This is a genomic window from Paenibacillus sp. Paensp38, assembly GCF_059491915.1.
In genome coordinates this window covers 2,718,644-2,743,703 of record NZ_CP168516.1, presented here as the reverse complement: position 1 = coordinate 2,743,703, position 25,060 = coordinate 2,718,644, and the positions used below count along the sequence as shown (strand labels likewise).

Annotated in this window: 19 protein-coding genes; 16 read left to right on the top strand and 3 right to left on the bottom strand. The window is 46.1% G+C overall.

Annotated features, from left to right (window positions below; translation table 11 throughout):
- Positions 1-238: 238 nt before the first annotated feature.
- From uxaC to ACEN8J_RS11695, 3 genes are all read left to right on the top strand, one after another.
- A complete protein-coding gene (gene uxaC / locus ACEN8J_RS11705; protein ID WP_340885156.1) occupies positions 239-1,663 on the top strand; it encodes a glucuronate isomerase in 1,425 nt (474 codons plus the stop codon).
- A 175-nt stretch (positions 1,664-1,838) separates the two neighbouring features.
- Positions 1,839-3,239, top strand: a complete 1,401-nt coding sequence (locus tag ACEN8J_RS11700; RefSeq protein WP_029519077.1) for an MFS transporter — start codon at positions 1,839-1,841, stop codon at positions 3,237-3,239.
- Between the two features lie 87 nt (positions 3,240-3,326).
- A complete protein-coding gene (locus ACEN8J_RS11695; RefSeq protein WP_029519078.1) occupies positions 3,327-4,331 on the top strand; it encodes a LacI family DNA-binding transcriptional regulator in 1,005 nt (334 codons plus the stop codon).
- Positions 4,332-4,430: 99 nt separating this feature from the next.
- Here ACEN8J_RS11695 and poxB read toward each other — a convergent pair whose 3' ends face one another.
- Complete coding sequence (poxB, locus tag ACEN8J_RS11690) at positions 4,431-6,155, bottom strand: ubiquinone-dependent pyruvate dehydrogenase (RefSeq protein ID WP_029519080.1); 1,725 nt, start codon at positions 6,153-6,155, stop codon at positions 4,431-4,433.
- 314 nt (positions 6,156-6,469) lie between these two features.
- On the opposite strand from poxB, the gene ACEN8J_RS11685 reads away from it, so the two are divergent.
- From ACEN8J_RS11685 to ACEN8J_RS11670, 4 genes are all read left to right on the top strand, one after another.
- Positions 6,470-7,963 (top strand): tagaturonate reductase, encoded by a 1,494-nt coding sequence (locus ACEN8J_RS11685; RefSeq protein ID WP_029519081.1) that lies wholly within the window; start codon positions 6,470-6,472, stop codon positions 7,961-7,963.
- A 17-nt stretch (positions 7,964-7,980) separates the two neighbouring features.
- Positions 7,981-9,480, top strand: coding sequence for a UxaA family hydrolase (locus ACEN8J_RS11680; RefSeq protein ID WP_069010226.1), 1,500 nt, complete (start codon positions 7,981-7,983; stop codon positions 9,478-9,480).
- Between the two features lie 125 nt (positions 9,481-9,605).
- Positions 9,606-10,052: an acetyltransferase gene (locus ACEN8J_RS11675; RefSeq protein ID WP_029519084.1), complete on the top strand. Its 447-nt coding sequence runs from the start codon at positions 9,606-9,608 to the stop codon at positions 10,050-10,052.
- Between the two features lie 181 nt (positions 10,053-10,233).
- Positions 10,234-11,091, top strand: a complete 858-nt coding sequence (locus ACEN8J_RS11670) for a hypothetical protein (RefSeq protein ID WP_029519086.1) — start codon at positions 10,234-10,236, stop codon at positions 11,089-11,091.
- A 245-nt stretch (positions 11,092-11,336) separates the two neighbouring features.
- On the opposite strand, the gene ACEN8J_RS11665 is transcribed toward ACEN8J_RS11670, so the two are convergent.
- On the bottom strand, positions 11,337-12,227 hold the full coding sequence (locus ACEN8J_RS11665; protein ID WP_029519087.1) for a hypothetical protein: 891 nt from the start codon (positions 12,225-12,227) through the stop codon (positions 11,337-11,339).
- A 253-nt stretch (positions 12,228-12,480) separates the two neighbouring features.
- Between ACEN8J_RS11665 and ACEN8J_RS11660 the strand changes: the two genes are divergently transcribed.
- The 6 genes from ACEN8J_RS11660 (at position 12,481) to ACEN8J_RS11635 (ending at position 19,730) form a co-directional block, all read left to right on the top strand.
- Positions 12,481-13,443 carry an ABC transporter permease gene (locus tag ACEN8J_RS11660; RefSeq protein WP_495594520.1) on the top strand — a complete coding sequence of 321 codons (963 nt, stop codon included), beginning with the start codon at positions 12,481-12,483 and terminating at the stop codon, positions 13,441-13,443.
- 14 nt (positions 13,444-13,457) lie between these two features.
- The gene (locus tag ACEN8J_RS11655) at positions 13,458-14,345 is read left to right on the top strand and encodes a carbohydrate ABC transporter permease (RefSeq protein WP_029519089.1); all 888 of its coding nucleotides are present in this window, start codon (positions 13,458-13,460) and stop codon (positions 14,343-14,345) included.
- A 26-nt stretch (positions 14,346-14,371) separates the two neighbouring features.
- Complete coding sequence (locus ACEN8J_RS11650; protein WP_029519090.1) at positions 14,372-16,018, top strand: extracellular solute-binding protein; 1,647 nt, start codon at positions 14,372-14,374, stop codon at positions 16,016-16,018.
- Positions 16,019-16,064: 46 nt separating this feature from the next.
- A complete protein-coding gene (locus ACEN8J_RS11645; RefSeq protein ID WP_495594519.1) occupies positions 16,065-18,026 on the top strand; it encodes a sensor histidine kinase in 1,962 nt (653 codons plus the stop codon).
- Positions 17,998-18,786 (top strand): response regulator transcription factor, encoded by a 789-nt coding sequence (locus ACEN8J_RS11640; RefSeq protein ID WP_495594518.1) that lies wholly within the window; start codon positions 17,998-18,000, stop codon positions 18,784-18,786. The genes ACEN8J_RS11645 and ACEN8J_RS11640 overlap by 29 nt, the downstream gene beginning before the upstream one ends.
- Positions 18,787-18,917: 131 nt before the next feature.
- Entirely contained in the window at positions 18,918-19,730 is an 813-nt protein-coding gene (locus tag ACEN8J_RS11635) for a DUF3891 family protein (protein ID WP_069010222.1), read from the top strand.
- A gap of 104 nt (positions 19,731-19,834) precedes the next feature.
- Here ACEN8J_RS11635 and ACEN8J_RS11630 read toward each other — a convergent pair whose 3' ends face one another.
- Positions 19,835-19,972 (bottom strand): hypothetical protein, encoded by a 138-nt coding sequence (locus ACEN8J_RS11630; protein ID WP_023988334.1) that lies wholly within the window; start codon positions 19,970-19,972, stop codon positions 19,835-19,837.
- Positions 19,973-20,227: 255 nt separating this feature from the next.
- Between ACEN8J_RS11630 and ACEN8J_RS11625 the strand changes: the two genes are divergently transcribed.
- Genes ACEN8J_RS11625 through ACEN8J_RS11615 form a run of 3 tightly spaced genes read left to right on the top strand, consistent with a single transcriptional unit; the run spans position 20,228 to position 24,999 of the window.
- A complete protein-coding gene (locus ACEN8J_RS11625; protein WP_029519096.1) occupies positions 20,228-21,373 on the top strand; it encodes a glucose-1-phosphate adenylyltransferase in 1,146 nt (381 codons plus the stop codon).
- 23 nt (positions 21,374-21,396) lie between these two features.
- Positions 21,397-22,500 (top strand): glucose-1-phosphate adenylyltransferase subunit GlgD, encoded by a 1,104-nt coding sequence (gene glgD, locus ACEN8J_RS11620; protein WP_165147348.1) that lies wholly within the window; start codon positions 21,397-21,399, stop codon positions 22,498-22,500.
- A gap of 45 nt (positions 22,501-22,545) precedes the next feature.
- Positions 22,546-24,999 carry a glycogen/starch/alpha-glucan phosphorylase gene (locus ACEN8J_RS11615; protein WP_495594517.1) on the top strand — a complete coding sequence of 818 codons (2,454 nt, stop codon included), beginning with the start codon at positions 22,546-22,548 and terminating at the stop codon, positions 24,997-24,999.
- The last annotated feature ends 61 nt before the right edge of the window (positions 25,000-25,060 follow it).

The window sequence follows — 25,060 nt, the reverse complement described above, 5'->3', positions numbered from 1 at the left end:
GTCTACAAAGGATAGCGGTTACAATGTAATTGTTGTTAACGTAAACATTAAATTTAAAGTGAAGTAATCCGGCTTGAAATGATGTGCAGGTATCGTATTACAGCTATATCATCTTGCCTAATCACGAGATCTGCTATGTGGTGGAGAATGCTATTATTGAAAACGAGTACAGTACAAGCATTTTTGTTAACGTTAACAATTTGTTGAGAAACACGATTATAGAAGGGATGAGAAAGTAATGACTAAAGCGTTTTTAGACGAAAACTTTTTGTTGAGCAATCCAACGGCTGAAATCTTGTATCATCAGTACGCCAAGGATATGCCGATTATTGACTATCATTGTCATTTAAGTCCACAAGAAATTTATGAAAATAAAGCGTTCAAGAATATTACGGAAGCTTGGTTGTACGGAGACCATTACAAGTGGAGACTTATGCGGGCCAATGGGGTTGAGGAACGCCTGATTACGGGGGATGGCGAAGATTATGACAAGTTTATGGCTTGGGCCAAAACCGTACCTACACTAATCGGCAATCCGCTGTACCATTGGACGCATTTGGAGCTTCAACGCTTTTTTGGTGTCTTTGAGCTGCTGAATGAACAGAACGCACCAGTGATCTGGGAAAAGGTAAACCAAAAGCTGCAGGGAAAAGGCTTTGGCGCACGTGATCTGATTGTGAACTCGAAGGTAACTGTGGTGTGCACCACGGATGATCCGACAGACCATCTCGAATACCACAAACAAATCAGCAAGCTGACCGATTTCCCAGTCGCAGTGTTGCCAAGCTTTCGTCCCGACAAGGCTTTGGAGATAAATCGCGAAACTTTCCGGCCTTGGGTGGCTCGGTTGGGTGAAGTCAGCGGACTGGATGTTTCTGGCCTGGAAGGATTTTTGAATGCGCTGGCGAGCCGGGTGCGCCATTTCCATGCTGCCGGAGGCCGAGTATCTGATCATGCGCTGGATACTGTAGTCTATGAAGAAACGACACGGGAGGAAGCTGCAGCCATATTCAATAAGGCGCTGGAGGAAGGCCATGTGACTCCTTTAGAGGAGGCGAAATATAAATCGTACGTTCTGGTTTTCCTTGGCAAACAGTATGCAGAACATGGCTGGGCTATGCAATACCATATCCACGCACTGCGTAATAACAACACTACTATGTTCCGTCAATTGGGACCGGATACAGGCTACGATGCCGTAAATGATGGCTCTATCGCTCGTCCATTGGCGGCATTGCTGGACGCACAGGAGCTGGGAGGAGGATTACCTAGAACCATTTTGTATTCGCTTAATTCGGTTGATTATCCAGTACTGGCAAGTCTCGCGGGTTGTTTCCAATCCGGTGGAAATGTGGGGAAAATCCAGTTTGGCACGGCATGGTGGTATAACGACCATATCGAAGGTATGCAGGAGCAGATGAAGTTGCTGGCTAACTACGGGGTGCTGTCCCGCTTTATTGGTATGCTGACGGATTCCCGCAGCTTCCTCTCCTACACACGCCATGAATATTTCCGCCGTATACTCTGTGACTTAATTGGAACGTGGGTTCAGGAGGGTAAGGCGCCTGAGGATCTGGAGCTGCTCGGAGCCATGGTACAAAACATTTGCTACAACAACGCCGAGCAATATTTTAATTTCCCAACGGTTGTTCATAGTAAGTGAAACTACGCCCTAAGGCGAGGACTCACTAACTTCATAAGAAAGGGCTCTTACCGGGAGCTTGTTTCAAAACTCCCGGTAAGAGCAATTATAAATAAAATAGTTATCAACTGAGGATTTTGCAAAATCCAGAACTAATTTTGTGAAATTAATTACAAACAAAGAGGAGTGTGTAGGTATGGGAGTGCCTATCGTGCAGGAGAACGTCCAAACTGACAACAAGACAGGCGAGCATATTAGCCTGAAAGAAAAGATTTCGTATGGTATGGGTGACTTTGGAAACGGATTCATGTTTGATTTGGGGCAGTTGTATTTGCTGAAATTTTTTACAGATGTAGCAGGGGTTTCTGCAGGAGCCGCCGCAGGCATTTTCTTGGTCAGCAAGCTATTTGCCGCCGTCTGTGATCCCATTGTCGGGTCCTTTGTTGATTATCGCAAACATATCGGTACACGTGGAAAATTTAGACCTTTTCTTATTGTTGGAAGCGTTATCCTTGCAATTCTTACGGTTCTAACCTTTATATCGCCGAATATTTCACCCACAGGAAAACTCATTTACGCCTATGCGTCCTATATGATCTGGGGGATCGGCTACTCTATTGTAAACATTCCATACGGCTCGCTAGGTGCCGCTATTACACAGGATACTCATCAGCGTGCTTCATTGTCATCTTTCCGTCAGGCGGGATCGCTGGGCGCATTATTCGTCACCAGTGTCGTTGTCATGCCGCTTATTTTACTATTTCCTAACCACCATGTTGGCTATCCGGTTGTGATGGGGATTATGTCACTCATTGGTGTGATCGCTTTCATCATATGTTACCGAGGAACGAAAGAACGTATTATTAGCCAGTCCGGGCCAAAAGAGAAGCTATCTATAGGCGTTATTGTGCATACTTTTACGAATAACAAGCCTTTGCTGGTGCTCGTTTTGATGACGATTTTCACTATATCCGCGTACAATATTAAGTCCGCTCTGCTGATCTATTTTGCCGAATATAACTTGGGGCATGTAGAGTTAATGGCTTATATGAATTTTATTATTATCGGTTCGTCGCTACTGGGTGTATTGTTCCTGCCCAAGCTGGTACGGCGTTTCGGTAAACGAAAAACAGCCATACTGGGGATGCTGGTTAGTGTCATTGCCGACTCCATTAACTTTTTTATGCCTTCAAATGTATACATTTTCACAATCCTGGCCAGTATTTCGTTCATTGGTATTAGTATTCCTAACGGGGTGACCTGGGCATTCGTGTCCGATATTATTGATTATGGCGAATGGTCATCCGGGGAGCGTAAGGAAGGGATTACTTACTCGTTATTTAACTTTTCACGTAAGTTGGCTCAATCCTTGTCTGGCTTTCTATCGGGTATTGGACTAGCGCTCATCGGGTATGTTCCGAATGTGGTTCAGTCCTCTGGAACCCTGCTTGGGATCAAAGCATTACTTTGTCTCTATCCGGCTGTTGCCCTGGCTTTGGCCATGCTGGTCATCGGTAAAATGTACAAGCTGACGGACAGCAGACATGCAGAAATGGTTCAAGAATTACAGCGTCGACATGCGGACAACCGCGTATAATTTGTGAAAGTCTTCTTTTCCGGGCGGCTCCTGTGGTATGGTGGGTATATAATTTTTTTAGAGCCTCACTAAGGAAAGGATACGTATATGGCAGCTACCATTAAAGACATTGCCAAATTGGCTAATGTTTCCCATACAACCGTCTCCCGGGCGCTCAATAACAGCCCGCTGATTAAAGAAGATACGAAACGCAAAATTATGGAGTTGGCAGAGCAACTCAATTACATTCCAAATTTTAATGCCAAAAGCCTAGTTCTCCAGCGCTCGCATACGATTGGCTTGTTTTTCACCAGTATTTCAGAAGGCACAAGCTCCAGTTTTTTTGCCGATACCATCCGCGGTGTTAATCATGTCATTGGGGTAGATTACAATCTGTTTGTGCGAGGAATTGACGATTACGCTGATTTTTCGGCCATACACCGCAAGCGTTTTGATGGTATCATTCTGATGAGCCAGAGCGAGGCGGACAACCCTTTTATTTATCATGTGCTCGGTCAAGGCATTCCGCTTGTTGTTCTGAATCGGCAGGTGTCCGGGGCGGGGATTGTAAACGTGATTTCTAATGATAAAGAAGGGTCCTATGAAGCGGTCTCCTTTCTCGTTGAAAGTGGGCATGAACGCATTGCGATCATCGAAGGGGTAGAAGGCTTCAAGTCTACCCAGCAACGCCGCGAGGGTTTTATGAATGCGTTGATTGATAGTGGTAAGCCCATTCGACATGAATATATCGTGCAAGGTCATTATGATACTGAAAGTGGTAGCCAGGCAATGAAGCAATTGCTTTCCTTGCAGGAGCCGCCGACAGCGGTATTTTGCTCTAACGATGATATGGCTATTGGGGCAATGAATGCGGTATTCGAAAACGGCTTGAAGGTACCAGAGGATATCTCTGTCATTGGTTTTGACGATATCGGGTTCTCAATGTATACGACTCCACCGTTAACAACAGTCAAAAGACCGATTGAGCAGATTAGCGAGCGCGGAGCCGCCTGCATTCTGGAACGAATTCAGTCACCGTCCAATGAGGGCGAGCTTATATTTATGGAGACCGCGCTCATGAAGCGGAAATCAACGGCAGGCAGACCACACTAAGTTTCGTTTGATTAACAGGTAGGCCAAAGGGGCAGAAACCATGCGAGACTTATGGTTTCTGCCCCTTTTAGGCTGAAATGCGTTCTGCTTCGTCTATATTTAACGAAAGAGATTGGTTTTAGCCAGTTCTACAATCTCGTCACCACGTCCGTTTAGCATCGCTTTCATCATCCACAGTGTAAATCCTTCTGCTTGTTTAAGATTAATTTTGGGTGGCATGGATAGCTCCTGACGGTTCACCACCACGTCTACCACAACAGGGCCATCATGAGCCAATGCTTGCTGAATGGCATCTTCCAGCATGGTCGGATCTTCAACCCGGATGCCCTTGAGTCCCATGGCTTGCGCTACAGCACCAAAATCAGGATTCACCAGTTCAGTACCGTTTTCCAGAAATCCGGCCGCTTTCATTTCCAGCTCGACAAAACCGAGAGCGCCATTATTGAAAACAATGACTTTGATAGGCAGATGATGCTGCTTCAGGGTGAGCAGGTCGCCCATCAGCATCGTGAGTCCGCCATCGCCTGAGAGGGCAATCACTTGTCGGTCAGGCTCAGTGGCCTGTGCTCCAATCGCTTGTGGTAACGCATTTGCCATCGTACCATGGTTGAACGATCCGAGAAGCCGGCGCTGACCGTTCATCTGCAAATAACGCGCCGCCCATACAGTGGGAGTACCGACATCACAGGTGAAAATAGCATTTTCCTGCGCGGCGTCACTGATGACCTTGGCGAGATATTGCGGATGGATCGGCGTATGACCTGGTTTACCGACAGCAAGGTCATCCAACTCCTGGCGTACCTTGGTATAGTGGGAGACGGTTTTCTCTAGATGCTTGGAATCATGCTCTGATGTTAAATGCGGTAGCAGCATTTCCAACGTGGCTTTTACATCCCCACATAAACCATACGTTAACGGAGTACGTCTGCCAAGATGGGCTGGCTCTATATCTACCTGTAGGACAATCGCATCTTCAGGGTAAAATTGTCTGTAAGGGAAGTCTGTTCCGAGCATAAGTAGGACGTCACAATCCATCATCGCATGGTACCCGGAAGAATACCCGATCAGTCCCGTTAATCCAGCATAATAAGGGTTGTCATACTCCAGATATTCCTTGCCTCGCAGAGCGGATACCATGGGGGATTTTAACTTGTCACATAGCTGCATGAGCAATTCATGAGATTGTGAACAGCCGGCGCCGCATAGTAGCGTAATTCGTTTGCCTTGATTCAAATATTCGGCCAGTCGGGAAATTTCGGAAGCTGACGGATGCACTACAGGTGTAGTGGGATGGTAGACATGTTCAGGGACGGGTACCTTTTCCGCCCCCAATGCTGCTACATCACCGGGAAGAACAATGACGGAGACACCTGAACGTGAAACTGCCTGTTGAATGGCCATGGTCACCGTTCTGGGAATTTGACGCGGTGTCGTAATAACTTCACAGAAGTGACTGCATTCTCCGAAAAGATGTTCAGGATGCGTCGCTTGAAAATATTCGCTTCCGATTTCGTCGCTTGGAATGTGAGCGGCAATAGCCAGTACAGGCACACGATTGCGGTGACAATCATATAAACCATTAATCAGATGCAAATTTCCGGGACCACTGCTTCCGGCACATACAGCAATGCTGCCACTAAGGTCAGCATCCGCTCCGGCTGCAAAGGCAGCCACTTCTTCGTGCCTTACATGAATCCATTCGATTTGACCATTGCTGCGAATGGAATCCACCATATTATTTAGAGAATCTCCAACAATGCCATAAATCCGCTTGACCCCTGCATTGACCAAAACTTGTACAATAGTATCTGCAATTGTCTTCATAGATGTTCCTCCTGCCTAGTAAGTAGTGTTATCCTGCCCGTGCTTTCTTGCGTCTATTCTCCTGAAAAGTATATAAGGACAAGGTCTCGGATAGGGTGATAGTTAGCCTTAACCGTCTTGGCTCAGCAGCGAAACAACAGAAAGAGGTCCATATACTTGCTGGTTGTTATGCAAAACTCTTATGTTAACGTGTTCATATTATTGTCATTATTATTTTTATAAAGTAAAAATGTTGAGAAAACTATTTTGTTAACGTGTGCATTATGCTAAAATAACGTTGAAATCATTATGGTAATAGTGGGAGGATACTCCGGATGAAAAAAGTAGATGCATTAGATCAATTAAACAGAAAAAGCTTTATCGTTACAGACCCGCATCCTGTGAGGGTGATGCAATTCGGGGAAGGGAACTTTCTGCGTGCTTTTGTAGACTGGCAATTTGACAAAATGAATAAGCTGGCAGAATGGAATACGGGAGTTGTGATTGTACAACCGCAGCCAGGAGGCCTCGTGGAGAAGCTTAACGAGCAGGATGACCTGTATACGGTTATTCTTGAAGGGATTAAGGATGGGAAGGCCATGAAGGAGCATACCGTTGTGGAGTGCGTCTCTCGTGGGATTAATCCGTACGGCTCGGACTTTTTGGAGTATGAAGCACTATCCCAAAAGCCGGAGCTGCGTTTTGTTGTGTCGAATACGACGGAAGCGGGGATCGCTTATGCCCCAGACGATCAGCTAGAAGATCGTCCGCAAAAGAGCTTCCCGGGCAAACTGGCTGCCTTTCTGTATAAGCGCTTTCAATTTTTTGGGGGCGATCAGAGCAAGGGATTGGTCATCATTCCATGCGAGCTCATCGACCGTAATGGAGACGCTCTCAAGGAAATCGTACTGAAATATGCGGACCAATGGAAGCTTGGAGCTGAGTTTATTGCATGGATAGAGGAAGCAAATACGTTCTGCAACAGTTTGGTGGATCGAATTGTACCTGGTTATCCCAAAGACCGAATTCATGAAATCCAAGCGGAATTGGGTTACAAGGACGATTTGGTTGTTGTGGGCGAACAGTATCATTTATGGGTTATTGAAGGGCCACAGTGGCTTAAAGAGGAATTACCTGCTCATTTGGCCGGATTGAATGTCCTGATTGTCGACGATATGGCGCCATATCGTACACGGAAAGTGCGTATTTTGAATGGAGCACATACGGCGCTTACACCTGTAGCTTATTTATATGGCCTGGACACAGTGGGGCAGGCGGTTGAGCATGATATTATGGGCAGTTTTATCCAGTCGCTGATTCGAGAAGAAATTATTCCGACGCTGGACTCACCAGAAGCGGAATTAAATGTATATGCCGACGATGTTATTGAGCGGTTCCGTAATCCATATGTAAGTCATTATGTTATGAGTATTGCGTTGAATTCGGTGTCAAAGTTCAAGACACGGAACTTGCCATCCTTGCTCCAGTATGTAGAACAACGTAAGGAGCTGCCTGCCAAAATCGTGTTTTCACTGGCGTCCTTACTCGTATTTTACCGGGGTGATAGAAATGGCGAGTCGATTGCGTTGGCAGACGAAGCTGAAGTGTTGAGCACGTTTGGTGAACTGTGGAGTAAATATGACGGTACTCTCGCCGGGGCAAAGCAATTGACTGAGCGGGTACTCGGCAAGCAAACATGGTGGGGTCAAGATTTGAACCAGATCGAAGGGCTGGCTGAACAAACGGCACAGCACGTGTATGAAATTACAAGCAGAGGAATGAAGGAGACGCTCGATTCTCTAACCGGGAACAGCGTGCCCAGAGCATAAGCAAGGAGGAAACCGGAATGCTGGAATTCATTCAAATTCATAATCAAGATAACGTGGCTGTCGCCTTGCGTGATTACAAGCAGGGAGAAACACTGGCATGGGGAGCACAAGAAGAACAACGGGTGGAGCTAGCCGAGGATGTAGCACGTGGGCATAAAATCGCCTTGCAGGATATACCTGTAGGTGGGCATGTTCTGAAATACGGATATCCCATCGGTCATGCCATTCAGCCCATTCAGGCAGGTCAGCATGTGCATACGCATAATACGAAGACGAACCTGACAGGCGTAGAAGAGTACACTTATAAGCCTAAGCCAGCTCCTCATTTATATGAACAGGAGAGTCGTACGTTTCAAGGGTTTCGGCGAAAGGACGGTCGTGTGGGGATTCGCAATGAGTTGTGGATTGTGCCGACGGTCGGCTGTGTGAACGGGATCGCTGAACTTATTTTAAACCGTTTCAAGCAGGAAGTGGGAGATATTTCACCTTTTGAAAATGCACTTGTGCTCAAGCATAACTATGGTTGTTCTCAGTTGGGTGACGATCATGCACATACGCGCACGATTTTGATCGATGCCGTGAAACATGCGAACGCAGGTGGCGTACTTGTACTGGGTTTGGGCTGTGAAAACAATGAAATGAAAGAATTTAAGGAAGCCATCGGGGAATATGATTCGGAGCGGGTAAAGTTTTTGCTTTCCCAAGATGTGTCGGATGAAGTAGAGGAAGGGGTAAGGTTGCTTCATGAAATTTTTGCGGCCGTGCAAGAAGATCGGCGGGAACCTGTACCATTGTCTGAGCTGAACATCGGCTTGAAATGCGGTGGATCTGATGGCTTATCGGGTATTACTGCCAACCCACTACTCGGACGATTGTCGGATTATATGGCAGCGCAAGGTGGAACAACGGTATTGACAGAAGTACCTGAAATGTTCGGCGCGGAAACGATTTTAATGGAGCGCGCTGCCGATGAGCAAGTATTTGGTAAGATCGTACATCTGATTAACGATTTCAAACAATATTTTCTGGATTACAAGCAGCCAGTATACGAAAATCCGTCACCGGGCAATAAAGCAGGGGGCATTACGACGCTGGAGGATAAATCACTGGGCTGTACGCAAAAATCCGGGTCTTCCACGGTCACTGATGTCATTCAGTACGGGGAACGTCTCAAGACCAAGGGACTCAACCTGCTCAGCGCGCCGGGCAACGATCTAGTGGCATCTTCAGCTCTCGCCGCAGCGGGCTGCCAACTCGTCATTTTCACAACTGGACGCGGTACGCCGTTTGGCTCCTTTGTTCCGACGATGAAGGTATCAACCAACTCGCCGTTATATAAGGCTAAACCTCATTGGATCGACTATAACGCCGGTTCATTGGTGGAGGATGTCAGTATGGAAGATGCGCTCCGCAACTTTGTCGATTACATCGTCGATGTAGCCAGCGGAACATGGGTGAACAATGAGAAAAACAATTTCAGGGAGCTCGCTATTTTTAAAAACGGTGTTACGTTGTAAAAGGCTGTAGTCTAAGGGAGGCGGAATTACTCCGCTTCCTTTTTTGTGTTTGTATGCTTCTAAATAGGCATGTTAGACTTACTGCAAAACATGCAATATCGATATTTAAATAAGGGGGAAGTACCGTGCAAAATGAAATTGTTGCTTATCGGGAAGAAAATCATGATCAACTCGTTGATATTTGGCAGCGGGCTGTACGCCGGACGCACACATTTTTGGCGGAAGAGGACATTCAATTTTATCATCATATCGTACGCAATGGTGTTTTAAGAGAACTTGAAGTTTGGATGGAATGGAATACAAGTCAAGAACCAACAGGTTTTATCGGGCTGGACGGATTAAAAATAGAGATGCTGTTTGTGGACCCTGAACACCATGGGCAGGGCATAGGCAGCCGACTCATCCAGCATGCTGAAAAAATAAAAGGGAAACACCTCAAAGTGGACGTGAATGAGCAGAACGAGAAAGCGTATGCTTTCTACAGACATTACGGCTTTGTACAAACGGCGCGTTCTGCACTGGATGGATCAGGTAGGGCATTTCCTTTGCTTCACATGGAATTGAACAAGTGAACGATCTACTTTCGTTGGTATTTTAAAAATGGAATATATTATCATAATGCACTTGTCATATGTTTGAATTCATGGTATAACTTAATTACGTAATAAATACGTAATTAAGTTATTTTTAGTTAGGGTTTAGAGCTTGCTTTTGTTTGGTGAATATAAAAAGTCAGACAAGGAGGCGGGAATAGTGGATGATCTTGTTCACTCCGACATCACAGATCTAGACACACTTGTCAACATGATTAAGCTTTCTTTTTCATTTGCGGACGGTGCCAATATGATTGCTTTATGCGACCGGCTGTATAGCCATGTCAACCAAAAGTATCAGGAATTGCAGCTCTACAAAGCGCGCAAGAAACCTATACAACCCATACATACCAAACGGCCGCTAGTCTACTACTACGGCTACAGTCATCTCATGAAAGGCATGGCTTTCCAAAAACAGGGCAAGTATGAGGCCGCTCGCGATTGCATCGAAAAATATGCAGAATTGGGCTGGTTTAATGGTCTTGATCAATATGGGGAAGCAGAGGTGGAATATTACCGCTATGCTGCCAGAGCTAATTTGTATGCCCTTGATATTTTGTCAGGCCATGCCGAAGTGTTGCAGGAATATATCCAATTTCTTCGTAACAATCCGGAAGAGCTGTTACCGGGGCTTCTTTCCATCGTTGAGGGAGCGTCGAGATACGACTATTCTTTAGAGGCTGTGCTGGAATCATTTGCCGAACAAATTGAAGGTTTTAAATATTTTGAAGAGCCTGTGAATGTATCTTATTATTTTCGCTTCTGCTATCAACTGGCTCTTTACTATATCAAGCAACAACAGTTTACGGTTGCGTTGGGCTATATCCTGCAATCTCTCATGCTGTCCGATACCCTGGGTATGGAACATGAACATGAGTTTAGGAAATGTACCGCTGTATTTGAAATTTTCAGATCCCAAGCTACAGCAACACAGCAAGACCAATATATAACTATTTTAAAAGGAGTGTTAAAGGATGAAAAAATTGATTTCACGCTCTCTGTCGCTCAGTCTGTTTAGTTTGCTAGTGTTTGTTACAAGTCATGATCTCATCACGGTGTTTTATCATGGAGCCAATCATTAAGAAGGCAGAAGTACAGTAGAAAATTAGTTGTTTTAGCAGGTAGGCAGTTGATTGGAAAATATGATGTGTAAGTACACCCAATAGCAAGTAAGCTCATTTAGGTCAGGGCTTACTTGCTATTTGGCGTATGATGAAGACCGATCATACCGTATATATAACGCGGTACATGTCCCAACAATATTTAAGCTGTCGTAGGTTTATGCAGCAAACCCTGTTCTGACGGATGCAATGAAATCCTTGTCTGTTGGTAAACCGGGAATGGTTCTTCCGTACTGTATGATCTGCTTTTTAACGCTGCATCCAGTGCCCGTAGCAAGGAACCTATAAATTGCTCTGGAGAAAAGAAAATGCTTTTTCCGACCATATGAATGTGAAGCTCGTTATGGTCACGGTTGCTTACGGACAGCAATATACCTTGACCTTGAAAACCCGTACCGATGGCGCGTATTTTGTTTATACCCGAGAGTAACATTTCCGTCTTCACCGCACGCCCCTGTTCCTCCACAAATACAGAAATCAGGCGTTTGTCTGTAACGATAACAATTTGGTTACCCCGAAATGTATGACTCAGGTGTAGAAAATCTTTATATACACCAATAGTCTGCTCATGTGGAGAAACAATCCCCATCCGTACAAACTCCTCCAGCTCAGTGACATCGGGTTCCTGATGATTTTTAATTCGTTTTTTGATACTGAACTGAATAGTCAGGATACCCAAGATAGCAATGAGAAAAGCACTAAGTCGGACGTTAAATATAAAGAACATCAGGACAATAAGGCCGCCTACTAACCACTGTCCCCAAGTTAGATAGCGCAGCTTTTGTTGTACCGTACGGCGATAATAACCGTAGCCCTTTCCCGGTTGATACTCTTTAGTAAACTTCGTCATACCACGCATCATGGTTAACCCATAGATTGATAAGACTGTCATCCCGAGTGACAGGAGCGTCATAAGCCATTCCTGAGCTGCAATGCCAACTAAAGTACACAGACCAAACATGATGAGCCCCGCCCAGCAAGCAAACTTTTTAATTCGAACCTGTTTCTGAATCGAACGAACCAATTCTTCCATTCTTAATCCTCCTGATCTAGGTATATAGGTAATGATTGGAATCACATATAGTCTTATCGTACCATCTGATAGTCTTTTTCGTAAATTAATAGATATGAAAATCCAAAGTATGGAAGAAAATTCTCGCCTATAGTCAGATCCCCACCTGAACTTTAGATACCAAAATCAAAAAATCCAGTACTACTCATACGAAGCAGAAGCCTTTAAAATAATAAATGTAAGTGCTTACATTACAAAGAAAGGAGGTCTTCGTATGAGTACAGGAGGGAAAAATCCGCAGCCACAGCCGCCGGTTCGATCGGGAAGAGGAGCATCACTAGCGCGCAAATGGGTTCAACAAAGACATTTGCAGACTATGGCGCTGCTTGGGGTGGTATGGATGATTATTTTCCATTACATTCCGATGTACGGTATTTTAATTGCGTTCAAACATTTTGACATCATTGGAACCATATCAAGCGCACCTTGGGCAGGGTTAGAGCATTTTCGGGCCTTTTTGGAGGATGATAACTTTTGGTACATTGTCAAAAACACACTGGGCATTAGCCTGCTCAAGCTGGCGATCGGGTTTCCGTTACCTATTGTATTTGCTCTGTTTCTGAATGAGATTCGGTCTACACGGTTCAAAAAATCTATTCAGACCATTTCGTACCTTCCGCACTTTTTATCTTGGGTCATTCTTGGCGGGATCTTAACGACGTGGCTGGCAGATACCGGGATGATCAATCAACTGTTGCTAGCCTGGGGGTGGATTGACCAGCCGATCAGTTATTTGGCAGAGCCGAGCTATTTTTGGGCTATCGTCGTTAGCTCGGATATCTGGAAAGAGCTTGGATGGTCAGCTATTATCTATTTGGCAGCCATGGCGGGGGTATCTACGGACATGTACGAAGCGGCCACCATTGACGGGGCCGGACGGTTTCAGAAAATGTGGTACGTCACACTTCCCGCTATCAAGGGGACCATATCCATTTTGTTTATTTTGGCGGTCAGCGGCATATTGAACTCCAACTTCGATCAAATTCTCGTCCTGCGTAACTCGCTGAATGAAAGTGCAAGTAATGTAGTTGATATTTATGTATATCAGGTGGGCATTCAGCAGGGCCGTTTCTCGTATTCTACCGCGGTGGGTTTGCTGAAATCGGTTCTTGCTCTCATTTTGCTGCTAATTACCAATTCGGTGACCAAACGGGTGAATAATACATCCCTATTTTGAAGGAGGACGGGTGCATGCAGCTATTGCAACGTAGAACAGCAGGCGAAGCGATATTCGATTTCATGAACAACGTCTTCATGCTGATCATTTGTTTTGTGACATTGTATCCCGTGTGGTATGTGCTGGTGAACTCCTTTAACGAAGGAGCAGACGCTATGCGGGGTGGCATTTACTGGTGGCCGAGAGTCTTCAGTCTGGGCAGCTATCAGGCCGTATTTGCTAACAACGGTATTATGACTGCGATGGGAGTGACTATTGCCAAGACGCTTATCGGCACGATTGTTCATGTGTTTTTTACCGCTATGATTGCATATGCATATTCCCGTAAGGAGCTGATCGGGCGCAAGCTGTATATGCTGATTGGTACCATTACCCTGTTTTTCGGTGGGGGATTGATTCCAACGTATTTGCTGATTCGTGATCTCGGACTGCTGGACAGCTTTTGGGTGTACATCATTCCTGCGATGTTCAGCTTTTTTGATCTTATTATTTTTATGGCTTTTTTCCGAGAACTGCCGGATGCACTGGAAGAGGCGGCGAAAATAGACGGTGCGAATGATTTCGGTATCTTCTGCCGAATCGTGCTCCCTGTATCCATGCCGGTAGTAGCGACGATTGCGTTGTTTCATGGGGTATACCAGTGGAACGATTATTTTACTGGAATGATCTATATTAATAATACGGATCTTCAGCCGATTCAGACGTATTTGTACCGGGTTGTTGCCCAATCCAGCTCTAATCAAATGATGGCTGCTGCACCGGGGGGCGTTGCCCAGTCTGTCACTTCGCAATCGATCAAGCTGGCGACGATGGTCGTGACGACATTGCCCATTGTACTGGTATATCCTTTTCTGCAGAAGTATTTCGTCAAGGGTCTGATGATCGGATCGATCAAGGGTTAGCACATCATCCAAGGGGGAGATTTATGATGAATATTCGCAAATGGCAGAAAGGGCTGTTGGCCGTCGTGCTGCTGATAGGACCGCTCGCGGGGTGTACGTCCGGTGGAAGTGGCGCTGTCACGGAATTGAAGGACGAGAAAACTAAGGCTTCGGCAGATACGCCAGGCTGGAAGGCGGATACAGAGCCGATTACGTTTGACTGGTATTTGAATTTTTCCTGGTTCCCGAACAAGTGGGGAACGGATATGACCTCGAAGTATGTGACGCAAAAGACTGGGGTCAGCGTTAATTTTATCGTACCCGCAGGGAATGAAAATGAAAAACTGAATACCATGCTCGCCTCGGGCAAACTGCCTGATTTTGTCACGCTCAGTTGGGGGGAAGATGCGATCAAAAAAATGATCGAGGGCAAGATGGTGCTCCCACTTAACAAGTTGGCCGAGAAATATGATCCATATCTGATTAAAGTGGCAGACCCAGCTAAAATGTCATGGTATCGTCAAACGGACGGGAATGTATATGGGTATCCTAACGCGTCCTCTTCACCACAGGATTACCAAAAATACGGCCAAAATTTTGTCTCCAATCAAACGTTTATGGTTCGGAAGGATATGTACGAGGCGATTGGCAAGCCGGATATGAGAACACCAGAGGGATTTCTGAAAGCGCTTCAAAAAGCAAAGGAGAAATTCCCGGAGATAAACGGTCAACCGCTGATCCCGATAGGGTTCCACGAATTTACGGATAACGGAAATTATTCTTTTGAAGACTATTTACTTAATTTTTTAGCCGTTCCACATGAGAAGGACGGAAAGCTGTACGACCGTCGATCGGACGAAGAGTACATTCGCTGGCTCAAAACATTCCGTCAAGCCAATGAGCAGGGTCTGATCGCCAAGGACGTATTTATCGACAAACGTCCGCAAATGGAGGAGAAGGTGGCACAGGGACGGTATTTTGCCATGCTATATCAGCGCTCTGATTTTGCTACACAACAGGTGACGTTGCATGCGAAAGATCCCAACTCCGTCTACATTGCGGTGGATGGACCTTCCAACAGTAAGCTGGACCCGCCGACGCTGGCCGGGCCGGGCATTTCCGGGTGGACGGTGACGCTTATTTCGAAGGATGTCAAAGACAAGGAGCGGGCTATTGAATTTCTGACTTATCTGATTAGCGAGGAAGGGAATCGTGATCTGTATCTGGGGGAGCAGGGAAAGCTGTGGGACACAGTTAACGGTAAGCCAGCCTTCAAGCCGGAGGTACTGGAGCTGCTGAACAAGGATCGGTCTGCATTTGACAAAAAGTATGGCGCCTCCTTCACTTTCTGGATGCTGATGGATACAAATATGAATTTGCAGTGGGCGCCGCCCAGTGTCGAGCCGTATAAGCAGCCTGAAGATTGGACGAAAGGCAAGACCCACAGCTTCTCTCAATATGAGAATATCAAACCGACCGGAACCTCGGCAGAAGGCATTGCGTCAGGCCAGATAGACAAAATTTGGGGCAAGGCATTACCGAAACTGTTGCTGGCTTCCTCGGATGAGGAGTTCGATCGGCTGTTTGCCCGCTTTTTGGAAGACCGCAGAAAAGCAGGCTATGACAAGGTATTGGCTTATCAGCAAAAAGCCTATGAGGAAAACCTTAAGAAAATTGAACAGTTCACCAAATGATTTAATTCAATAACTTAATCTATTGAACCCCTAAGGATGTGATTACATGCCAGGCCGTGCACGTTCACAGATGAAGAGCCTGCTGCGCCGCACGATATGGCAGTGGATGACGGGAACGACCGATCGGCTTGGCGGTTGTTCCCTTCAAGTTAAGCTCATTGTCGCGTATATCGGCGTCATTTTAATCCCGGTGGTATTGTTCTCGCTATATACCTTTCACCAACTGTACGAGAATACAATGAAAGACATTACCGTACAAAATCAGTATGTGTTGGATACAGAGCTGGCCCATATTCATAGCAATATGGAAATTATGGAGCGAACCGCACAGCTTGCGATCTCAGATCGCAACGTGCTTCATTATCTAACCGAGGAACGTGAAATAAGCAGCGATGAGCTAGTCCAATTCAACTTGAATGTGTTTCCAAATTTACAGCACTTGCTGTACAGTAATCCCAATGTAGAGAACATTCGACTGTATACCAATAATCCCCAGACGCATGAAATATGGCCGATGATTTTCAAAGAATCACGATTGCCTAAGGCTTCCTGGCTGAAAGCGGCTCAACTCCGACAAGGGAAAATATGGTGGGATATGTACAAGGGGCCGAAAAGCTTACTTGGGGGACAATCCCGCCAGGAAAGTGAGACAGTGCAGTATATGGCACTGCTGCGTGAAATTCAGTCTACTGGAGGAAGACACGCGGGGTTGGTAGAAACAAATATGAGGCTGGAGCTATTTTCACCTAGGGTATTTGGAATCCCGCAACGTAATCGCGCATGGCAAATGTTCATTCTGAACGGCGGGGATTCCATCTCAAACGGTGGAAAATTAGTGTCTTCTACCGATATAGCTATAGCTTCCTTTCAACCTGATCCCATTCCGATCCCTCTGTCCCATGTGCACCATCTGTTACAGTCCCGCGTTCAGGGACAGGGTGGTGTTTTTGACTTTACCTATGGGAATAAGCCTTATCTTGGTTTGTACCGTTATATAGAAGGGTTGGACGCCTACCTGCTAAATGTGGTGGCGCTGGACGGTCCGCTAGGTGATCTCCGTCAGAAACGCAATGCCATGCTGCTCATTATTAGTATGCTGATTTTGTTTATGTCCGTCATTTCCTATACCTTGCATGCCTTCATTCTCAAGCAGCTACATACCCTGCGTGAATCCATGAAAAAAGTAGAGCAGGAGGGTGACTTTCAGCTTAAGATTCCAGTATATGGACGGGGAGAAGTGGCTGAGCTGGCTTTATATTTTCGCAGTCTGCTGAGTCGAATTAACGGGCTCATTGCCGAGGCAGTACACAAGCAGGCCACTGCTCAAGAAGCTGAACTGCTAGCGCTCAAGCATCAGATTGATTCCCACTTTCTCTATAATACATTGGAAAATTTAAAAATGATGGCGGAGATAGAACGGCAGTATCCGCTGTCGGATGCCCTTACCTCCCTTGGCTCGATGATGCGTTATAATCTCCAATGGTCCGGGTCGTGTGTTGCGTTGCGGGATGAAATCCGACATATCCAGCATTACGTGGCCATCATGAACATTCGCCACGATAACCAAATTGGATTGGAAATTCATCTATCGTCGGCGTTTATGGAACTGGAGATGCTGAAAATGTCGCTGCAGCCTGTAGTCGAAAATGCTATCAAGCACGGGTGGAGTACATTGCAAAGCCCATTCAGCATCACGATTGAGGCCTGCTCTAAGCAGGATATCATAGAATTGCGTATACAGGATAACGGAGTGGGGATATCTGAAGAAAGAAGAAACGCCATCATGGCTGGTCTAGCGCGAACGAATATGGATTTCCACGAGCCCGGGATGAATGGGGGAATCGGTTTGTATAATGTGCATCGCCGTTTAAGTATGCAGTATGGCGAAGAGTATGGCATAAGACTGGACAGCATCCACGGACAATCGACGACAGTGACCCTGATTTTGCCTAGACGTTACATGATGAGGGGGACGGACCATGACGACCAAGCTGTTGATTGCGGATGACGAGAAAAATATTCGAATGGGACTTCAAGCTATGATCGAACGGGAATTTTCCGGTCTCTATGAATGTGTACTGGTCAAGGACGGAAGGGAAGCCTGGCAGCATGTGAAGCAGTTTTTGCCCGAGTTGGTGATAACGGATATCCGTATGCCTATTATGGATGGCATTATGCTGATGCAGCATATTCGTGAGCTGGAGCCGGAACGCAGGCCTTCGGTGATCATTCTCAGTGGATATGACGAGTTCCAGTATGCGCGCGAAGCGATTCGCTGTGGGGCACGGGAGTATTTACTCAAGCCGATTGTAAGGGAGGAACTGTTCGGTGCACTGGCAGTTTTGAATGAGGAATTGAAGCGGAGGAACCCCCTCACATACGATAGTGTTGTCGGCGTAGAGAAAGATAGACTAGCTGGCGCGAGTGCCAACGTCGATAGAAGTGGTAGTATGACACGTGCTATCCAATATATCCACGCTCATTACAGCGAGGATTTGAATATGGCAGTAGTATCCAACTCAGTATCCTTGAATTATACGTATTTTAGTCAGGCGTTCAAAGCCTATACAGGCCTCAGCTTTGTTCAATATGTAAAAAGGCTGCGCATTACAGAAGCCAAAAAGCTGCTGGAGTGTCAAGGGGGCAGGATCTATGAAATTGCGGCTAACGTGGGCTTTGACAATGCAAAGCACTTTAACAAAGTGTTTCGTGAGCTGGAGGGGATGAGCCCGCAGCAGTTTCGAGTGCAGAATCAAAGGGGGAATTAGATATAAAGAGGGGGAAAACTCCACTGCCTTTTTACCCTTATCCTGATATAATAAACGTATGCATAACCATGACCTTCAATCAGAGAGTTTGTACACAATCACACGAATCGCCGAACGGAAGGGGAGAGCATATGGTTATTTATGAAACGGACCAAGCTTATATCATGACGACGCAGCATGACCATGCCCATATTTCAGGTGAGTTGGCTTTACAATGGGAAGAGAGTGCCTTCAAGAATAGACGTCATAAGCAGGATTTTGTATATGCAGCAAGGGAGCATGATCGGGGTTGGATACAGTTAGACGCTGCTCCTTTCTGGAATGATCATATGTCAGCACCTTATACATTTATTGATTTTCCACTCAGTCCACGTTTTGTTTTCTATCGTCTTGGGATTGATGAAGTCGAACAAGGAAACACGTATGCTGCGTTGCTGTGTAGCTTGATGTACAAGGAGCTAGTCGGGCGGACCGAGCATCAAAATGCTCAGGACAAGCAGATTACGCATGCTTATCAGGAAGCGGAGGAACAGCGTCGTCTGAGGCTCAAACAGGAGCTGGCATGTGGCGTAACCTTCGACCATCAAGTGCGGACGGATGTACGGAGAATGTTGTTTTGCGACGAATTGAGTCTGTTTTTGTGCAGTCGAGAGCCGGGTACGCCTACAGTAGAATATGAATGGTTTGCTGAAGGTTTGAGCTTCCCGGCTGTTCGTCATGAAAGCGGGCGAGTTTGGGCCGAGTGGCTATCGGATCAGACTGTAGGGCTCTCCTTTTTTCCTTTCAAGGGCAAGGTAGGGATTACTCATACCTTTAAAAAGGTGGACAAGGAGAAAATTCGTACCTTCGGTCTCCTAGAGGCTTACCGTTCTTCCGAATGGACGCATCGAACCTTTACCGTTGAACATATCATGGAAGTAGAAGAACATAAGGAGAATGCCTGACCGTCTACGGATACAGCCTCGAACAATAATTTGTTTGTAGAGGCAGAGAAAAGCCTCCCTGAACCATGATTCAGAGAGGCTCGCTTTTTTCTAGCTTTAACATTTTACGATTTTGCAGAGGTTTTCGCACGATTGACAATAGTCTGTACCTTATTCAATACCTTATCGCGTGCCCCTTTATTTTTCATCAGATACGTCACACCCATTCCCAATGCTGCTACCACCCATTTCTTATTCTTCATAAAGTACGCCTCCTTATGATCATGTTGTCATACCCAAATGCTTAAAAGCATCCAAAATGTGAAAAGATGAACGGGATTTTACGATTTAGTGATTCCTTGCACTCGTTCCGCATAACTATGATTTACCCTTCTCCATCACATCTTACCCGTTCCTTCGCCAATGAAACGATTACGACTGTCTTTTCATGTTTAATGGATATTATCAAATATCCCGCCACAATGGCTTCAGACGCACATGACAGGGAGGTCTTTGTTATGAGAAAGAAGGAAGTGGTTGCCATGCTGCTCGCCGGCGGACAAGGCAAAAGACTCAAAGGACTTACCCGTACACTAGCCAAACCGGCAGTATTTTTTGGGGGAACTTACCGCATTATTGATTTCCCTCTCAGCAATTGCACTCATTCTGGTATAGACACCGTAGGCGTATTGACCCAATACGAGCCGTTGGTGCTTCATTCCTATATCGGCGTAGGCAGCGACTGGGATTTGGATCGTCTGGATGGAGGAGTGTTCGTTTTACCTCCGCACGAGAAAGAAGATGGAAACAACTGGTACAGGGGCACGGCGGATGCAATTTATCGAAACCTGCATTTCTTGGATCAGTATGACCCGGAGCATGTACTCATTCTGTCAGGGGATCACATTTATAAAATGGACTACAGTCGAATGCTCCACTATCACAAGGAGAAGGAAGCAGACTGCACCATTTCTGTTATCAATGTCACGATTCAGGAAGCTAAACGATTTGGAATCCTGAACGCTGACGATGATCTGAAAATATATGACTTTGAGGAGAAGCCTGAACAGCCGAAAAGTACATTGGCCTCCATGGGTATTTATTTGTTCAAATGGGAGGTGTTGCGTCGCTATTTACTGGAAAGCGCAAGCGATTCTGAATCCTCACATGATTTTGGCAAGGATATCATTCCATTGTTGCTTCAGCATGGCCGGTCGCTGTATGCGTACCCGTTTGCTGGGTACTGGAAGGATGTAGGTACCATTCAGAGCTTGTGGGAGTCCAACATGGATCTTCTGGTTCAGGATCCGCCTTTGGATCTGAACGATCCTTTCTGGCGCATCTATACTCGCAGCCCCAATCAACCGGCCCAGTATATAACCCAACGGGCGATCCTCAAAAACAGCATTGTAAATGAAGGTTGCATGGTGGATGGAGAAGTAAGGCATTCTGTACTATTTTATGGGGTCGAAGTAGGTGAAGGGAGCGTCATTACCGATTCTGTCATCATGCCGAACGTAAAAATTGGGCGCAATGTACGTATTCACCGGGCTATCGTGAATGAGAACATCGTTATTGAAGACAACGCGTTTATTGGACCTGAAGATAGTTCTGATGAGATTATTTTGTTCGATCAGGAAAGCCAGCTTCATGCACGAATTTAACCCGGATAAGGACGGTGTCTGCTATGAGTCGACTCATTGGAGTTATCAACCTGGATCACGAACTGGATCAGTTGAAGGAGTTGACCTATTTCCGGTGCGGGGCCGCAGTCCCCTTTGCTAGTCGATATCGGCTCATTGATTTTACCTTATCCAATATGATGCATGCAGGGGTGCATGATATTGCACTGTTTATCCGCCGCAAATACCGTTCGCTGCTGGATCATCTGGGCGAAGGTCGGCCTTGGGATTTAGACCGCAGACGGGGCGGGTTGTTTATTTTGCCACCGGACTGGAATGATCCGACGGATGCATCGCGTGGAGATTTGCAGCATGTGCACAACAATCTGGATTTTTTTCATCGCTCATCGGGGCAAACCATTATTCACGCAGGAACTCAGCATGTCAATAAGGTGGATATCGAGGATGTATACCGTTATCATCAGGAGAAAAATGCAGATGTTACCCTTGTATATAAACCCATAGACCAGCTAGAATCTGAGCATGATCCTTGTGCACGACTGGAGATTGATGAGAACGGACGAGTGACGGGTATTCATCAGGAGCAGGATCATCATAACATTTATTTGGAAATGTTTGTGATGGACAAAGACTTGTATCTGGATCAGGTGAAGCATTGCATTGCCCATCAGGATAATCATTTCTTTCGTGATGCCATCCAGAAAAACCCAAGTGGACTGCGTATTTATGCGTATCATTATGAAGGTTATCATGCGGTTATTAATTCTATTGAGAGCTACTATAAAAATAGCATGAAGCTGTTGGATCAGCAGCAGTATCAAGCCCTGTTTCAGAATCAGCCGGTACACACCAAAATCAAGTATGAAGCCCCGACCCGCTATACGCACAGCGCCGAGGTGGATCATTCACTTGTTGCCAATGGCTGCACCATTGGAGGCAAGGTCGAGAATAGTATTCTTTTCCGTGGAGTGCGGGTGGAGGAGGGCGCGCGGGTAAGCAACTCGATTATTATGCAAAAATGTGTCATCCGTAAAGGGGCAGTTGTGGAGAATGTGGTTTTAGATAAAGATGTACAGCTTTCACCAGATCGAACTCTGATTGGAGACATTAGAGTTCCCTATGTCATTGCCAAGAATAGCGTAATTTAAAGGATATACTTAGCCATTAAAACGGAAATAACAGGAGGTACAACTTTGTTCAGCAATAAAGAAGCATTTAAGCAGGCTTTTCGAGAGCAACTGGTCGGAAGGCTGGGCAAACCGATGCAGGAGGCTCAGTCGGAAGACGTATATAAGGTTTTGGGTGGCATGATTCGTGAACAAGTCGGCAAGAATTGGGCAGAAACGAACCAAGCCTATAAAGAAGGACAAGAGAAGCAGATTTATTATTTTTCCCTGGAATTTTTGATAGGTCGTCTACTGGGCAGTAATCTGCTGAATTTGGGCGTACTGGATATGGTTCGGCAGGCATTGGGTGAACTGGGCTGGGATCTGGAGGAAATTGAAGAACAGGAGGCGGACGCGGGGCTAGGCAATGGGGGTCTCGGCCGTCTGGCGGCTTGCTTCATGGACTCGCTGGCATCCCTTGGCTATGCAGGACATGGGTGCGGCATCCGGTATAAATATGGTCTGTTTGAACAGCGTATTGTGGACGGCAATCAGGTTGAACTGCCGGATTACTGGCTACAGAAAGGGAATGTCTGGGAGGAACGTCGTCCTGATAAAAAGGTCGAGGTTCATTTTTGGGGAAGAGTGGAAACCCACGAACAGGAGGGACGTCTTGTATTCGAGACAAAGGATGCTGAAACGGTCTGGGCTGTCCCTTACGATATTCCGCTGGTAGGCTATGGTCATACACAGGTGAATACGCTGCGGATTTGGAGTGCGGAATCAGCGCTTGATCCCGTTCGAGGACCGATTCGAGGCGAGGGCGGTTATTACCGCTTTCTCGACTACAATCGATCGGTGGAATCTATCTCCGCATTTCTATATCCGGACGACTCCAATTATGAGGGAAAGCTGCTTCGCTTGAAGCAGCAGTATTTCCTGTGCTCGGCCGGATTACAAAGTATTTTGCGTACGTTTGAGAAGCTTCGTTTACCTTATAGCCATTTGCCCGATAAAATAGCACTGCACATTAACGATACACATCCGACCCTAGTTATTCCGGAACTGATGCGTATTCTGATGGACGTGAAGGGCTTGGGCTGGGACGAAGCATGGGATATTACGACGCGAACCGTTTCATATACGAATCATACGATATTAAGTGAGGCGTTGGAACAATGGCCTGTTAATATGGTACGGGAGCTGCTTCCTCGTATTTCTTTAATCATTGAAGAAATTAACAAACGTTATTGCGCTATGCTACTGGAGCATTACCCAGGCCAGGACATCAAAATTGGTGAAATGGCGATTATTCACGGTGAACAAATCCGTATGGCCCACTTGGCAATCGTCGGCAGCTACAGCGTTAATGGGGTGGCTGCGCTGCATACGCAAATATTAAAGGAACGAGAGATGAAGTCGTTTCACGAGCTGTACCCTGACCGTTTTAACAATAAAACAAACGGGATTGCCCATCGCCGCTGGCTGATGCACGCCAACCCGGAGCTGGCAAGCTTGTACGATGAGACGATCGGCACACGCTGGAGGACCCGTCCAAGGGAGCTCATCGACCTGCTTCGTTACAGTGGGGACGAGACGTTCAAAGAACGGATACAGGCGATTAAGCGAAATAATAAAGTCAGGCTTGCTGAGTATGTTTTTGCAAAACAGGGCGTGCGATTGGATACGTCCTCCATTTTTGATGTACAGGTCAAACGGTTGCATGGTTATAAGCGACAGCTGCTCAATATTTTGCATGTGATGCATCTATACAACCAGCTTAAAAGTAATCCGGGCCTGGATGTGACGCCACGCACATTTATTTTTGGAGCCAAAGCCGCACCCGGTTATTTTCTCGCCAAACAGACGATCAAGCTCATTAATAACGTGGCGGACACGATCAATCGAGATGTGGAAGTCAAGGACAAGCTGAAAGTCGTTTTCCTTGAAAATTATTCGGTCTCACTGGCGGAGCTGATTATTCCTGCGGCGGATGTCAGTGAGCAGATTTCCACGGCAGGCAAAGAAGCTTCAGGCACAGGCAATATGAAATTTATGATGAACGGTGCGCTCACAATAGGTACATTGGACGGAGCCAATGTTGAAATGCATGAAATGGTAGGCGATGCCAACATGTTCATTTTTGGATTGAAGGTGGATCAGATCGAGGCATATTACCGGGACGGCCAGTATTCGGCGCGCAAAACAGCCAACAGTGACGAAAGACTGCGTGAAGTGCTGGATCAACTTGTGAACGATGCTCCTTTTACGCGGCATGAACGGGAATTTGAGGCCATTTATCAATCCCTGATTGATCATAATGATGAATACTTTGTGCTCAAGGACTTCGCAGCCTATGTGGATACGCAGGTTCATATTGAACAGGTGTATCGGAATCCCTCGGAGTGGACTCGGCGTGCTATTGTCAATATGGCACACTCCGGTAAATTTTCTAGTGATTGTACGATTCAGCAATACGCGGCTGAGATTTGGGACATTGTACCTCTCCAGAACGATGTCTACAAGCGAATTCTGTCCTAAAACGGCGAAACAGGCGGAATAGCATTGCTTTTCGAACGCTGAGGGTTATAATGACAGTATA